The organism is Mucilaginibacter pedocola (assembly GCF_002013915.1).
GTDB classification, from domain to species: domain Bacteria; phylum Bacteroidota; class Bacteroidia; order Sphingobacteriales; family Sphingobacteriaceae; genus Mucilaginibacter; species Mucilaginibacter pedocola.
The window spans coordinates 107187-121044 of record NZ_MBTF01000007.1 but is presented as its reverse complement, the minus strand read 5'-3'; the positions used below and the strand labels follow the sequence as shown (position 1 = coordinate 121044).

General features: G+C 45.7%; 21 protein-coding genes and 1 pseudogene. 10 read left to right on the top strand and 12 right to left on the bottom strand.

Annotated features, from left to right (window positions below; all coding sequences use genetic code 11):
• Positions 1-67: 67 nt before the first annotated feature.
• From BC343_RS10305 to BC343_RS10275, 8 genes and pseudogenes are all read left to right on the top strand, one after another.
• Positions 68-307 carry a helix-turn-helix domain-containing protein gene (locus BC343_RS10305; protein WP_202909768.1) on the top strand — a complete coding sequence of 80 codons (240 nt, stop codon included), beginning with the start codon at positions 68-70 and terminating at the stop codon, positions 305-307.
• 52 nt (positions 308-359) lie between these two features.
• Entirely contained in the window at positions 360-746 is a 387-nt protein-coding gene (locus BC343_RS10300) for a TraR/DksA family transcriptional regulator (RefSeq protein ID WP_078347698.1), read from the top strand.
• Between the two features lie 156 nt (positions 747-902).
• Positions 903-1490, top strand: a complete 588-nt coding sequence (locus tag BC343_RS10295) for a Crp/Fnr family transcriptional regulator (protein WP_078347697.1) — start codon at positions 903-905, stop codon at positions 1488-1490.
• 92 nt (positions 1491-1582) lie between these two features.
• Positions 1583-2410 carry an NAD(P)H-dependent oxidoreductase gene (locus BC343_RS10290; protein WP_078347696.1) on the top strand — a complete coding sequence of 276 codons (828 nt, stop codon included), beginning with the start codon at positions 1583-1585 and terminating at the stop codon, positions 2408-2410.
• Positions 2411-2429: 19 nt separating this feature from the next.
• Positions 2430-2552: pseudogene (locus tag BC343_RS31565) on the top strand (hypothetical protein); the annotation flags it as partial.
• 62 nt (positions 2553-2614) lie between these two features.
• On the top strand, positions 2615-3127 hold the full coding sequence (locus BC343_RS10285) for a hypothetical protein (RefSeq protein WP_238381750.1): 513 nt from the start codon (positions 2615-2617) through the stop codon (positions 3125-3127).
• A 65-nt stretch (positions 3128-3192) separates the two neighbouring features.
• Positions 3193-3411, top strand: a complete 219-nt coding sequence (locus BC343_RS10280) for a hypothetical protein (protein WP_078347695.1) — start codon at positions 3193-3195, stop codon at positions 3409-3411.
• Positions 3408-3755 (top strand): helix-turn-helix domain-containing protein, encoded by a 348-nt coding sequence (locus tag BC343_RS10275; protein WP_078347694.1) that lies wholly within the window; start codon positions 3408-3410, stop codon positions 3753-3755. Before BC343_RS10280 ends, BC343_RS10275 begins: the two co-directional genes overlap by 4 nt.
• Positions 3756-4141: 386 nt before the next feature.
• On the opposite strand, the gene BC343_RS10270 is transcribed toward BC343_RS10275, so the two are convergent.
• From BC343_RS10270 to BC343_RS10255, 4 genes are all read right to left on the bottom strand, one after another.
• The gene (locus BC343_RS10270; protein ID WP_238381744.1) at positions 4142-5482 is read right to left on the bottom strand and encodes a putative sensor domain DACNV-containing protein; all 1341 of its coding nucleotides are present in this window, start codon (positions 5480-5482) and stop codon (positions 4142-4144) included.
• A gap of 95 nt (positions 5483-5577) precedes the next feature.
• On the bottom strand, positions 5578-7245 hold the full coding sequence (locus BC343_RS10265) for a sensor histidine kinase (protein ID WP_078347693.1): 1668 nt from the start codon (positions 7243-7245) through the stop codon (positions 5578-5580).
• A 38-nt stretch (positions 7246-7283) separates the two neighbouring features.
• Positions 7284-7727: a hypothetical protein gene (locus BC343_RS10260; protein WP_078347692.1), complete on the bottom strand. Its 444-nt coding sequence runs from the start codon at positions 7725-7727 to the stop codon at positions 7284-7286.
• Between the two features lie 104 nt (positions 7728-7831).
• Positions 7832-8548, bottom strand: coding sequence for a LytR/AlgR family response regulator transcription factor (locus BC343_RS10255; RefSeq protein ID WP_078347691.1), 717 nt, complete (start codon positions 8546-8548; stop codon positions 7832-7834).
• 199 nt (positions 8549-8747) lie between these two features.
• Between BC343_RS10255 and BC343_RS10250 the strand changes: the two genes are divergently transcribed.
• The gene (locus BC343_RS10250) at positions 8748-9032 is read left to right on the top strand and encodes a hypothetical protein (protein WP_078347690.1); all 285 of its coding nucleotides are present in this window, start codon (positions 8748-8750) and stop codon (positions 9030-9032) included.
• Positions 9033-9128: 96 nt separating this feature from the next.
• On the opposite strand, the gene ssb is transcribed toward BC343_RS10250, so the two are convergent.
• The 3 genes from ssb to BC343_RS10235 all read right to left on the bottom strand — a co-directional run bounded on the left by ssb (position 9129) and on the right by BC343_RS10235 (position 10499).
• The gene (gene ssb / locus BC343_RS10245; protein ID WP_078347689.1) at positions 9129-9479 is read right to left on the bottom strand and encodes a single-stranded DNA-binding protein; all 351 of its coding nucleotides are present in this window, start codon (positions 9477-9479) and stop codon (positions 9129-9131) included.
• A 146-nt stretch (positions 9480-9625) separates the two neighbouring features.
• Positions 9626-9979: a helix-turn-helix domain-containing protein gene (locus BC343_RS10240; RefSeq protein WP_078347688.1), complete on the bottom strand. Its 354-nt coding sequence runs from the start codon at positions 9977-9979 to the stop codon at positions 9626-9628.
• Between the two features lie 214 nt (positions 9980-10193).
• Positions 10194-10499, bottom strand: a complete 306-nt coding sequence (locus BC343_RS10235; RefSeq protein ID WP_078347687.1) for an ATP-binding protein — start codon at positions 10497-10499, stop codon at positions 10194-10196.
• Positions 10500-11336: 837 nt separating this feature from the next.
• Between BC343_RS10235 and BC343_RS10230 the strand changes: the two genes are divergently transcribed.
• Positions 11337-11618 carry a hypothetical protein gene (locus BC343_RS10230; RefSeq protein WP_078347686.1) on the top strand — a complete coding sequence of 94 codons (282 nt, stop codon included), beginning with the start codon at positions 11337-11339 and terminating at the stop codon, positions 11616-11618.
• Positions 11619-11675: 57 nt separating this feature from the next.
• Here the strand turns inward: BC343_RS10230 and BC343_RS31560 are convergent, their stop codons facing one another.
• From BC343_RS31560 to BC343_RS10210, 5 genes are all read right to left on the bottom strand, one after another.
• Entirely contained in the window at positions 11676-11813 is a 138-nt protein-coding gene (locus BC343_RS31560) for a ferritin family protein (RefSeq protein ID WP_238381748.1), read from the bottom strand.
• Positions 11786-12130: a DUF2383 domain-containing protein gene (locus BC343_RS10225; RefSeq protein ID WP_238381743.1), complete on the bottom strand. Its 345-nt coding sequence runs from the start codon at positions 12128-12130 to the stop codon at positions 11786-11788. Before BC343_RS10225 ends, BC343_RS31560 begins: the two co-directional genes overlap by 28 nt.
• 183 nt (positions 12131-12313) lie before the next feature.
• On the bottom strand, positions 12314-12553 hold the full coding sequence (locus tag BC343_RS10220) for a hypothetical protein (protein ID WP_162276851.1): 240 nt from the start codon (positions 12551-12553) through the stop codon (positions 12314-12316).
• Between the two features lie 296 nt (positions 12554-12849).
• Positions 12850-13050, bottom strand: coding sequence for a hypothetical protein (locus tag BC343_RS10215; RefSeq protein WP_078347684.1), 201 nt, complete (start codon positions 13048-13050; stop codon positions 12850-12852).
• A gap of 400 nt (positions 13051-13450) precedes the next feature.
• Positions 13451-13747 carry a winged helix-turn-helix transcriptional regulator gene (locus tag BC343_RS10210; protein ID WP_238381742.1) on the bottom strand — a complete coding sequence of 99 codons (297 nt, stop codon included), beginning with the start codon at positions 13745-13747 and terminating at the stop codon, positions 13451-13453.
• Positions 13748-13858: the final 111 nt, after the last annotated feature.

Here is a 13858-nt window from a genome sequence, read left to right as displayed (position 1 = left end):
GGCACTATTGTTGTAAAAATAAGTACAACTAAATTCCCCTAAAATGCCATTAGAAAAATTTATAGCAATGTCTTTTCGCTGCAGGCGGGAAGAGTTGAACTACTCGCAACTATACGTTGCTACAAAACTTGATATTTCGCAAAACGCTTATAGCAAGATCGAAAGTGGTGCCACTAAAATTAGTATAAGCCGCTTTGTAGCTATATGTAATATTTTGGAGATGGACCCGCTAAGCACCTTAGCCCCCTGGTTCGAAGACGTTAATATTGCAAAGCCGGAGGCAATTGCCCTTGTGCGGTCGTGCTGATGGCCTCAGAGGCTCCGCCCAAACTATTCACAGCAAAGTTTGTTGATGCTACATGGTTAATGAACAAAACAAAACCCGTTACAGCGATAATGAACTACAGGAATTTAAAACCCTCATAGAACATAAGATCACGCTGGCGCGGGAAGAACTGGGCGAATTAGCGGCTTCGTTAAGTTTGGCGAACAGCAACGGTGACGACGCTGCTATCGCCGGCAAGACATTGGAAGACGGCTCGGCCACATATGAAAAGGAACAAATCAACCAATTGGCCGTCCGCCAGAAGAAATTCATCGAACAACTCGAAGCCGCGCTTTTGCGCATCCAAAATAAAACCTATGGTATTTGCCGCGTTACCGGTAAGCTGATACCGGCGGAAAGGCTGCGGGCGGTACCACATACGACCATGTGTATGGAAGCCAAATTGAAGCAGGCTTCCTGAAGAAGCTGTATTGACATTCACAACGATTCCGGCCGTCGGAAACCACGCCATGAAGCGAGCGGCCAATCATCCGTGCAGTTTTGAATTCTAAACCCGGAAAAAACAACAACGTTAAAGGCCTCAGTTGTTTTCTGTTCGTTTTTCTATTTTTGTAAGATGGGAGATTTTGACCAGATACTTGCCTGCGTCGGTAAGTATATTGACCTTACCGAAGATGAGAAAAAAGTATTTCTTTCAAAACTCCGGGTAAGAAAAATTAAAAAAAAGCAATTTATTGTACAGCCCGATTTTATCTGTAAATACCGAAGTTACGTAGTAAATGGTGCGCTGCGCTCATACATTATGTGTAACGATGGGCAAGAGCATACCATAGCTTTAGCAATTGACGATTGGTGGATCTCTGACTTTAATAGTTTTATTTATCAAAGGCCTGCAACGCTATTTGTCGAGGCTTTGAGCAACAGCACAATATTTCAAATAGCGTATGATGACGAGCAAAAATTGTTAGAAGAGGTCCCGAAATTCGAACGTTTTTTCCGCATCCTCACCCAACGCGGATTTGCCTATCTGCAAAGACGAATATTATCCAACTTAAGCAAGACCGCAGAAGAACGCTACATTGAATTTTCTAAACAATATCCCGAATTCATGCAGAAGGTGCCACAATATGCGATAGCATCCTTTTTGGGTATTACACCGGTTTATTTATCGCAACTTCGCAATCACAAGGCCGGAAAAAGTTAAACTACTTTAAGCAAATTTCTTTATATAGCTGATTTTTAAACAGCATTTACTGTCGGAATTTTGTGTTCTGTTGATCATAAAATTAATTGAACATGCAAAACTTCAAAAATAACAAAGCAGCCGAAACGGGCGGTTCTGGCAGTACCTCTAAAAAGAAAGTATTGATCGTGTTTGCCCATCCTGAGCCCACTTCGCTTACCCGGACGATGGTAAATACAAGCGTAGAAAAATTTGAACAGTTAGGTTACGAGGTCATGTTGTCGGATCTGTATGGCATGAAATGGAAGGCCGTTTATGACGAGCATGATTTTCCGCAAAGGGTGAATGGAGACCGGCTCTCGTTCATCCATGAGTCCGGCAATGCGTATGCCACGCAAACTCAAACAGCAGATGTGCTGGCCGAACAGCAAAAATTGCTGGCAGCGGATGCGGTCATCCTTCAGTTCCCTTTATGGTGGTATAGCATGCCGGCTATTTTGAAAGGATGGATAGAAAGAGTTTACGCTTTTGGGTTTGCCTATGGCTATCAAAACGGCACAAATCAATTTCGTTTTGGAGAAGGAATCCTTAAAGGCAAAAGAGCTTTAGTATCAGTATACGCAGGCGGCCCGCAAGCGGATTATGGCCCCAGGGGTATTAATGGGCCTATTGAACAATTGCTTTTTCCGTTAACGCACGGGGCGTTGTTTTATCCTGGCATGGAGGTAATGCCGACCCACGTCATCTATAGTTCGACATTTATACAACCAGAACAAGTTGAAGATGAAAAAAGGAAATGGCAAGAGCGGCTGGAAGATCTGTTTACTGATGCGCCGATCGCATACCGGGCGCAAAACGGCGGCGATTATCCGGACAGGCATGTGCTGGCGGCGGATATTGATCCCCATAGAACCGGGATAACGGCACATATTACAGATTAGAAAATGAACCGGGAAAGGAGTGTGCAACTTCAGATGCTGCATACTCCTTTCTATCGAAGGCATCCCCCAAGAACGCCAAAAGAACGGCCCTTACCAAAGCCTCGATGACCTTGTCAAGCGGACGGGCATCGGCCTGGAACAGGCCATCACGCTCATCCGAGTTGGTGCATTGCGCTTTACCGGCAAAAGCAAAAAAGCATTGCTATGGGAGGTACACTTGCTTTCGGCAGCAAAACAAAACCGAACAACCACAGGGAACTATTCGCCGTCGAAGCCAAAAACTACGCACTTCCCGTACTGGCCAACACGCCGCTGGAGAACGCCTACCACGAACTGGAACTGCTCGGCTTCCCCCTCAGCATGACCTTGTTCGAACTGCTTAAAACGGAATACCGCGGCGAGATCTACGCGAACGGCCTCATTAACCAAATTGGGCAGGTGGTCAAAATGGTGGGGCTATACGTCTGCGAAAAAACGGTACTCACTAAAACGAACCAAAAGATGTGGTTCGGCGACTTCCTCGACGTGGAAGGAAACACCTTCGACACCGTCCATTCCCCGAACCGCACGCCCCACTACCCCTTCCGGGGCAAAGGCTGCTACCTCATCCTCGGCAAAGTCGTCGCCGAATTCGGCGTCCCCGGCCTCGAAGTGCTCAAATTCGCCAAACTCCCCATACACCCCAACCCCGTATTATCTTACCCCCAAATGCTATAGGCAGGATCAACATCAAATGCCGCATCGACGGCAAAGAAACCGAACTATAATTAGACAAAAAAGCCATGCCCGGCGAAACCGGCCTCTGTTACATAATCAGCGACAACGGCTGCTTTAAAGGCTATATCGCCCGCCGCAAAAACGGCACCTACCGGCATATGGGCAATGGATACTACACCGACCAAGCCCTGGCAACGATTGCCCTTCACTTGACCGGAAATGTGCGCTTACAACACACCCTTACTCCTTTTAGCTATATTTGTTTTCCATTCCGAACCCAATGAAACAGCCTTTGAATACCGATGTGCAAAAAAAAGTGGGCCTGCGCATCAAAGAAGCCCGTAAAAAAGCACGCATGACGCAAGATGAGCTGGCAACAAAGACCGGGATATCCACCGCATCCATCTCAAAGATCGAAGCCGGAACTACAGACCCAAGCCTTTCCCGCATCGAGGCCATCGCCTTTGCCTTAGATGCAGATATACTGCAATTGTTCGGGGCCAATGCCAAGAATCCCGACAGCGAGCCGATCGCTATCATACAACGGCGGATCGCCGTCCGCGAGGAAGAACTCGCTATCCTCCAGCGCAAAGCGGCCTTTCTAGAAAAGGAACTCGAAAAGAAATAGCCGCCATTGCCGCGCTAACACCCAAGCCTTCCGTCACACCTATAACACTTATAGAATTTAATGGGCAACCAAAACAGCAAAGCCTTGGCCATTCCGGGACGCGGGCTTCTCACCCAAAGCGCGGTTCCGCACGAACAAGGCGGCTAGCGGAACTTTTTTTTGCATGCAGGCTTCTTTTTTTTCATATCAAGGTTATGTGGCCCAGATCAAAAAACATGTCATTATTACTAAAGGGGGCGGCCGACAGAGCTGCCTGTTCTTCACAGGTAAAAATATCCTGGCCAATTGCTGTAACTGCAAGGAGCATCGATATAAAGATCAATTTTATCTTCACACTTTAGACAAATGAGCCGAGCGGCCGTAACTCATCAAAACAAAACAGGGCGCTAACTGGCATTAGTGGCCCGTTTTAGCTTTCTGCTTTTCAGAAATTGCTGGGTTTTGATATTCTCCCACATGATTAGCTTTTCTTCTATTCTGTAGAAAGCCCGGATGTCCCCATCTTGCGAGACGACAAGGCCCAGGCTACCGGGATAATTCCAGCAGTAGGCGATCATCGAACGGTGCCTCGTTCCAAAATGCTTCGGATCAGCCGGCACCAGCGACTTGGGTGTTGCGGTGGCCGTTGGGGAGACGAATATCTTCCCTGGCATTTTGCGGGCTTTTAATACACCGCCGAATCCTCTGGAAACCATATGCGTTGCGAATACCAATACACCGTCCACACAGGTATGCGAAGCCAGGAAAGATATGCAGCCTTTGATCTCGTCGGCAATGCCTTGTTTGGCCAATAAAGATCTTGATTCTTCTATGTACCAGTCTTTGGAAATTACTTTCTTCCCGGCGTTGATATGTGCATCGATCAGCGATTCCGCCACATAATTATTGATCGTTTCTTTAGCATACTTGCTTACAGAATCTTTGAGCCGGCCGTAGCTCAATTTATATTTCATGTCGACATCGCGGGTCTGTTCTGTGATCAGTATCGCGCCGCCATGATGGTATTTCTGGATACGCAGCAATAACCTGGAAAGGGTTTGGATCCATAACCCGTCTACGAAAGTTTCCCATTCCTCGAAAGATTCACCGGCATGGGCGGTTGACAGGAAGGATTTGATATCGGACCTGAGGTATAGAGCATTAGCCCTTAATATCTTGGAGACCGGCCCTATGGTAAATACATCAAGGTATCTTGGCACGAGAACATTCTGCTTCAAGGTCGCTAATAATTCATAATCAAAAAGTATGTCAAGTGTGCCGATATCACTTATGGTGGCCTGGAACAGCCCGGGCTGCTCGGAGCCCGATTCTGTTTCGTAATTCAGGAAACTCTGGTAATGCAGCGCCTGGTCGATCATCCCCCAGATGAACAATCTACCTTGGTCATCATAATAAACCGCTAAAGACGTGCTGGACGGGTCAGATGCCTTGGAAAGCTTAACAAGTGCTTTGATCGATAACTCGATCGGAGTTTCGAATTTTATACTGCTCCATCTTTCATGGACGGTCTTTCGTGGCGGTTTCGGGTCCGGGTCGGCAGGGTCAATCAGGGTGACCGTTACCTTGATCAATTCACCTTCCTCTGTGCGCATACTGGCGAAGAAGATGAGATCGAAAAGCTCCTCCAGTACCGTTACGGGCGGGATAGGTAATAACAAATTACTATGCTGCAACTTTTCTAAAACATGCAGCGCCAGGTCTTTGGGTTTAGCGTTATTCAAGGCCATTCGTTCTTATTTCAAGTATCTAACACTACATACGCAGCGGATGCCGCTGGGGATGTTATCGTTAAAAGGCCCCATGACCAGACTTACACCATGCCTCATGACATTGGAAGATTATAAACGATAAAGAACCTGATAACGGTACCAGCCCCTGAATCACTTTCGATACTGATCTCGCCTCCTTGCTGCCTGATCAATTCCCGGCATAGATACAATCCTAAACCGGTGCCCGGCTTTTTGCCGGCAGCCTGGTAGTAAGGGGTAAAAAGTTTTGCCTGCAAATGTTTGGGAATACCGCTACCCGTATCTCCTACCTCAACATTCAACCGGCAATGGCTGTCCTGGCGGCGCAGGTGGCCGGCGATACGGACAGAACCGCTGTCGGTATATTTAATAGCATTACTTAAAAGGTTCAATAAGACCTGTTTCAAGCGAAAACTATCCCCCAGGATGGTCTGCTTCATTTCAGGGCCTAACTCCAGATCCAACGTTAAGGCCTTGTTCTCGGCCATAAAACGCATGGCCTCTACGGCTTCAATTATAGCTTCGGCGGGAACGAACGGCCCGCATTTACGCGTATCCGAATATCCTTGTTCCAGTTTGCTGGCGTCGAGTACATTGTTGACCGTTTCCAGTATCAAACCTGAAGCCAAATTGATAGCAGCCACCTTTTGTTCCTGCGGAGGCAACAATCCTGTTCGCTTTAAAGTAAAAACTGCACCATTGATGGCCATCAGTTTATTTCTGATCTCGTGGCTCATGATCGCCAGGATCTCCGATCTTTGGCCGGCCAGTTTGATGGCACGGTCGCTCTCCACGACCAAACGACGTTCGGCCCAGCCGGCACGGCGGATATATACCAGCAATAAGGCGATGAATATAAGCACGGCAGCTAATGCGATACCCGTAAAAGTATTCAGGTCCTTGGTGGTCAACGCATAGGCTTTCAGCGTTGATGCCCGGCTTTTTTCATAAGCGATGCGGTCGATATCCTGCACTTGGCGGGTAAGTTGGCGCAATTTGATTAACAGGTTTAGATTGGCCAGTATAAGCGCCTGCCCCGACGCGGCCATCCGTCCGTATTCCGAACTCAAGTTCAATAGTAAGGCCCTATTATCGTGTTTGGAATAACGGGGCTTGTTATTGCTTTTTTCCCGGACAGTAAGAACCTTTACAGACCTCGTGGCCTGAAGCGCCTCTTTCAAACGGCTTATCAAGCCTGACCTGTTGGCTTCTTTTTGGGTCGATATGACCGTATCTGCCTTTAATGAAGGTAGCGCGGGCATTTTTTCTTTACCGGTGCCCCGGTGGATATTGTTCATCGTGGTCACACGCAGTAGCGAATCAAAGTTCGAGCGCAGGATCAACAATTGTTTGGATAGCTGTAACTTAAGTTGCAAGCTTTTTTCGATCTGATGGCGGCTATCGGGCAAAGAGGCACTACTCCCTTTTTGATAACGGCCTATGGCCGAATCCAGGCTCCGGAAAATGGTATCGAGGCGCTGTTTATAGGTTGCAAGGTCAGCTGCTTTTCCATTGGCACTGGCTCTTTGAAAACTGTTCTCGGCCAGGTCCAGTTCAACAATCAAAGCACTGATCTGGTGTTGAGGAGGAGGGGCAGCGGCTTGCATGCTCAGCCTTTCCAGCTTTTGATTGATGGTATGCCTCAAAAAAAATGATCCTGTTGTTACCAGAAAGGTGAACAACAGGAAAATAATAAATATGCGGTTGATTATTCTGGCAAAATTACCTGGTCTTTTAGTCATGACTGATCTGACCTAAACGTATGAGCGGTATTTAAGTTTTATTCGGCTTCCTGCTGCAGCCTGGCGATCTTTTCGTTGATCTTATCGATATCTTTATTGATGTCTTTGATCTTGTCTTTATCTTTTTTGACCTTCTCCGCAGCGTCCTCAGCATCGCTGGTCTCCCTGGCCGCTTTCTTTGCCGCTTTGGCCGCCTTCCGTGCGTCACCTGCATCTCCGCCCACTGCGGACGCTGCTTGTTTCCGGCTTTTTTCCTGCGCGTCGCCGGACTCGCTGGCCGCTTCGGCAGCAGCGGATTCTTCCTCCGGCAAACGGTTTTGAATCTTAGCCAATTCGGTTTGCAGGCCTTCCAGCTTTTCTTTTAGCTTTCGGGCCTGGCCATTTATTTTGGCTGTATCCTTCTTAGTGGTATCTGCAAAGCCTGCAGCTTTCGACAAGGCACTAAGGCCCACAAGTAGTATGATCAATATCAAGTTTTTCATAGCAGTTCATTTAAATTTGATCCAAATGAACGCAGTTTCGCGAACCAGGCGAAACCGGTTCGACAGAATGCTGTTATGATACGATGAAAACCTTCTTCCGGACGTTAAAGCCAGTCACTAAAAACTGCTTTAAATGCATCGCGGTATTGTTCGGTCACCGGTATCACTGTTTTTCCAAAGCGGACGGTGAGGTGCTGAATAGCATCGATCTTGTCCAGATTGATGATAAAGCTTCGGTGCACGCGCATGAAACGATGCCCTTTTAACTTTTCCTCCAGGGCTTTCATCGTCGACAAAGCAATGATCGTTGATCCATTAGTGACCACCTTTACATAATCTCTGGCACTTTCGAGGTATTTGATCTCATTGATATCGACACGCACCAGGTCATGTTCCACCTTCAGAAAAAGATGATCATTGGCAACGGCCGCAGCTGGCGCCTTGGAGAGGTTCCTGGCCTTAAGCGCGGCCTTGTAGAACGCTTCGTAAGTAAAAGGCTTAAGCAGGTAATCGATAGCATCTACCTTATAACCGGCCAGGGCGTGTTCTCCCGACCCGCTGATCAGGATAACGCGGGGCGCCGCCCGGGCTGGTAGTTCTTTTAACGTACCGGCAAAAGTCACGCCGTCTACACCCGGCAAATTAATATCTAAGATCAATAAGTCGATCGCACCATTTTCCATTTCGCTTAGTGCAGCTTGCGCATTGTCCAAACTTCCGGCCAAATCAAGGAACGATGTCTGCACGACCATGTCGCAAACGTAGGCGTTGACATCGGGGTCATCGTCTATCACCAGGCATTTAAGTACTTGTTCCATCATGCTAAAATACGCCACCCCAGCTCATCCTGCAAAACATTTTATTTCCTCGGGTGAGCGCTTTATGGCGGCCGCATCCGAATATTAAACAGTTAAGTTTACAATAAATCTGAATATTTCGATTAAAATAGCAACGTTACCAATTTCAGGGCATAATAATTGTGGTTTTTCGTGCATTATAGCTCACCTTTAATGACAACCTATGAATACCGAAAAACTTTACTTTGAGAGCAAATTTTGCAATGAAACGGAATGCTTGCCACTGGCCGATGCTATACGGGCATCGCTATCTATAGCCGATCATTACCAACCCGAGTGCTATATACTTAAAGTGAAGAAATGGGGAGAATACCAAGTAAAGGCTTATTATCGTGTAAACGGGCAATTATTTTATGCAACCGCCAAAATGGACCGTATGGGTAATATCGTTGAGAAAAAATCGCACATGCAGAATTTTAGCGGAAATGTGCTAAAGGTGGCCGTTTAAAGATCGTGAACAAGCCGGCAACGAAAAGTTCTTGCTCAAAAAAAATTGAGCAAGAACTTTATCAAATAGCAATATCGATTTCCTTAGGCGAAAAGTTCAAGTTGTACAATATGTATCAATGGAGGCTAAAATTTCATAGTGGCTTACACTGATCTCGGTATCGTAACGAAGTACGTTATCGCTATCTTTATAACGTCTTGTGATTACCTTACCTTCAAGGTATACAAGGTCGCCGATTTTAAGCTTTTCTTTGGCAACATGCGCTTTAGCGCCGATAATTGCGATCTTATGATGCTCTTTGTGAATGTCGAATCCAGCGCCATTATTTATCTTTTCGGTTGTAACAAAACTGAATTTAAACATTGCCTGTTGCGGATCATATTGACGATCACCGATGATGTTGCCAATCAGGAATACCCTGTTTACGGAAGAATTTTTTAAGCCCAACTTTCAGAAAAAAAGCGAAGATATACGATTTCTTTTCCAATGCCTACAATAGCTACGGTAATTTGATATCTGCTTTGCTGACCGCAAAAATCAACTGAAAATTCCACCAGTCAGGCAAACTAATGCCGTGCAAACAAAAATAATGATCATTTCATAAGCAGTTCCTCATATAAAGTGATAACCTTGCGTTGCAAAAGCACGATCTCCTCGTCGTATAAGGCAAGGCGTTTCTCTGCCGCCTCTGTTTGGATACGCTGGTTAACAAGTTTTGCATTCTCAGTTCCAGCCAGGAGAAAACAAATATCTATTTCTAAGATATCTGCGATCTGTTGCAACCGGGAAAGATTGATGTCAGTCGTACCTGTTTCTAACTTTGAGACCGCAGGAACGGAGATGCCCATCAACCTTGCAACGTCGTGAAGGTTCAATCCTTTACCTTTTCGGGTATCACGTATGCGCTTGCCGACATGCCTTACAGTTGCGCTGTTATGATTTGCCATGTTTATTTAATAAGGGACGTAAAGATAATAACTTAAAGTTAATGCTTTTGCGGTAGCTTATACGTGATCCACTGCTTTCCGCTGTAATGTATTTCACATCATAAGACATCCTAAACAAAAAATGCGCAGCACGACTTAGCCACAAATGCGCAGGGAATTCAGGTAATTACGCTGAATGGAGATGACTCAATAGCTGCCTATAGCCCTGCAAATTTTAGCAATATTTGGTGATCGTTATGGTTGTGCCTTTGCCTACCGAAGTGTTGATGTAGAACTCGTCACATAACTGCTTAGCGCTTGGCAATCCATGCCCCAGCCCCTTATTTGTGGAAAAGCCTTTAGCCATCGCTTGTGCCACATTTTCTATTCCCGGTCCCCGGTCTTCAAATACGATCACAATGCCTTTCGCCCCTTCTGCAACTGAACTGATAAAAACATGCACGCCTTTTGCGAACAAGACCATGTTGGCCAACAATTCGCTGGCTGCGGTCAAGAGTTGAGTCTCTTTTAGCGCCGTCATTTGGAGCGCGCCGTCAATCTTGAAACTTCGGTTTTTATGAGTTGGAAATCTGCCCTTTCAGTAACACTTATAACGCGCATATGATAACGTATCTGATCAAACTAAACTTTAAAAAATATCAAACCTATTCGGGGCAAACAAGCAATTACTCCCCCAAAAAAACAATCGTCCGGGAACAAAAAATGTGCCGCTACCTAGATGATATGAGCATAGACTTGAAATTTTTTTCTGCAATTATAGCGCCTACTCCTCAGGCTAATGAAAATTGTTTTTTTGAGCATAATCTAGCGCTAAGAACGCTATTATAACAGGTTTAGATGGCGGTTGCAGCGTCAAATCGTTGCGGGATAACAGCGCTTCCAAATCTAGTTTAATGAGCAATTGGCAATAATTTTCCGACAAAGGGCCGCACTCATATTTCTGTAGTAATGGCCTTCATCATGGCGAATCATTGCGCGTGACCTCGGTTGGCCTCAAGAAATACAGTAATTTATAGCATCATCGTAGGCATGTTAAGAAAACGATCAAATGGAAAATTAACTTTTAATTTATTTGCCGCCACTTATTTTTATGTTTGATACCGATCAAAGCCAAAATTGTGAGAAACAAATAAGTGTTTCTCATGTCAAAGTCCCCCAACCCTACAACCAAGGCCGTCATTGCTCGAAACGCTTTTTTTCTTTCTCCTTGCTCAATACTACAAATGCGATGCCTGTGACGGGAAAAGATGGTTCTGGGCGAAGTGATACTATTAAATTAGAACTAAATACATTTTATTTTTAGCAGTTCCAATAACACAGACTTTTGCGTAAAATTGTTCGATTCCTGATATTAGCAATGAACCGAGATGAACTCTATTTATCAATTATCGACCTGAGGAAAAGAGTCGCTGCTGTTACTGCTATCATCAGCATTGAACTACGTTGCAGTAACGAAACTCCGCTGCCTCTAAATAAATTGATAGAGCACCAACTGCAACTCTATTCCGAACTGCGTAACCTATTGATCACTTACGGCTCATCTGCCGATGAGATCGAAAAATTTGACGAACACCTGCATCAGTTGAAGATCGGTTATCTCCTTCATGAAATGAATATTCACCTGCCGCCGCTGCGATGAGCCGGTAACAAGAAAGCCGCAGTGACGCGGCTTTCTTGATAAGAAAAGTTAGGATAGTTAAAGGTTCGCAGTATTACGTAACGCTTTGATCTGGTCGTGCGCTGCCTTAATATCTATTGCCTGGGTAGTCACTACCTGTACAGCATTTGCAGGGAGATCACCGCTGCTTAAAGCTTCATCGTAAGCTTTTTTAATGGCATCTTCGCCGCGTTCCGCTTCCGATAATATACTTTACGGCCGCTGCCGCCAAACAGCGATCTTACATCGATCCATGCCCGGTGCAAGGTGCCTGATATACTATTACCGGGCTCAACTTCCTTGGTCGAACCGACAATGGCGGCAAGTTCCTGCCCGTTCTTCCGGCTCTGCTCGGCATAGCCCTGGAATAATTGTTTGAGGTCGATGTTCTCGTCTTTAATATCAGCGATGGCTTTCTCAATTCCCGCTATGCGGTCGTTGTTAATTTCGATCAGGCCGTTGATCACCCCTATTGCGTTTTCGGTAGCCGTCATAATGTTTTTCGTTTTTGTAGAAGAAACAACAACCCACTAAATCGTGCCAGTATATTAGATCGATCATAAAACTTGCCTGCAATTGAAAGTTTGAATGATTTTAATTAGAAAGAAAATAATAAACCTCAATATTTAGGGCATATACACGTGTGGCGTCCGCCGCTCATGGTGATAAGATTTAGGTTAAAGCCCCAATACAGCGAGTGTAGCGGGGCCTTCTATGGCAACCTTAATTGCAGTAATTTCACTTGTATGTTTACCCAAAATTGTTTTCTTGCATAAAATTGATCCGATCTCTGTATCCACAATGATCTGCAAGCATAACCAAATTGCGATGTGATGGACAAACTTCATAGGCGTAATGCCAAATAACCGTTCAATGACTTTCGGGTTTATCTTCAGATCGGCACCATTAAAGGCCATCTCGCTCACCTTCTGGCCTTCTGCAGCGTCAACAGGTGTAAATCCGCACGTAAAGGATACGTAATGCTTTAGCTTTCTAAAGCCGAATACTTCTTTATTTTAGTAAAAAATTTTGCAGCGAATCTAAACAACATTTTTTTTTCCATGTTATTGTGGTGATATTACTCATATTATAAATAAGATTCCAAAACAGAAGGCCCCGAAACTGCGAGAGTAACGGGGCTTTGTTCTTTATACGTGATACACCCTGGATCCCATGCGCTTTGCATCGATTCTTACCCGATCAAAATTATCCTTCATAGGCCGAAAAAATATCCTTTGGCGGAGTAGAATATCAATCCTAAGATCAGGGCATTGCTGATAAAATTGGAGATCACCTGCTCGATCTCATTCCGGCCGCCCTCTATACAAGTGGTGAGTACCGGATCAAATACAACAGATCGCGTGGAATTGGCAGTCACGGCATCTTCCTCGATCTCCCGGACCAGTTCTTTCATATCAAACCGCTGGCGTTCGATCTACATCTTGCCGGCCTCCAAACGGGAAACATTCAGAAAGCCGTTGACCATCGTGGTCATTTTCCAAATCTGCTTTCTGGCCTTATCCGTCAATATCAAGGCCTTTCTGTTGCTGTTCTTTTTTGCCTGCATCTCCAGCACCTGTTAAAAGCCGTTGAGTAAGGCCAGCGGGGGCTTCAGTCGTGGCTGGCCGTGGCCACAAGATCATTTTTGCGCTGTTCCGCTTCTAACACGGAGTTGATAATTGTAATAACTTGCTCGATTTGAATTCAAGATGCTCCTAAAGCGCTACTCGCTTTCCGGCCGCGTGTCCAAGGAAAGCCATGTAGCCGCAATATTTGATATGTAGCCTTCCCGGTGTACGTACATTTAAGACCGGCTAATTAGTACTTTGGGCTGGAACCAGAAACCTGACTTCATCGCCCCAGTCCGAAAGCTGGTCCAGTATTGGCGCAAGTAAGCGGCCTGCCTCGCTTAGTTCATATTCCACGTGTGGCGGGATGGTTTGAAGATCCTTGCGTATCACCAGGCCCTCCGCTTCAAGTTCCCTCAGGCGCTCCGTCAGCATTTTTTCAGAAATGCCCGCTATCTTATTCTTCAACTGGCCATATCGGTTCACACCGTTCTTCAGCATCCAAAGGACGTTGATCTTCCAGCGCCCGGTCAAAAGGGTCATGGCAAAAGTTACGCCGCAATGAGCGGCCAACACTTGCTCATTTAAACTATTGGTCGAATTTGTTTTACGCATGGGGCAAATATACGCACGAAAATTACACGAACTAAATTG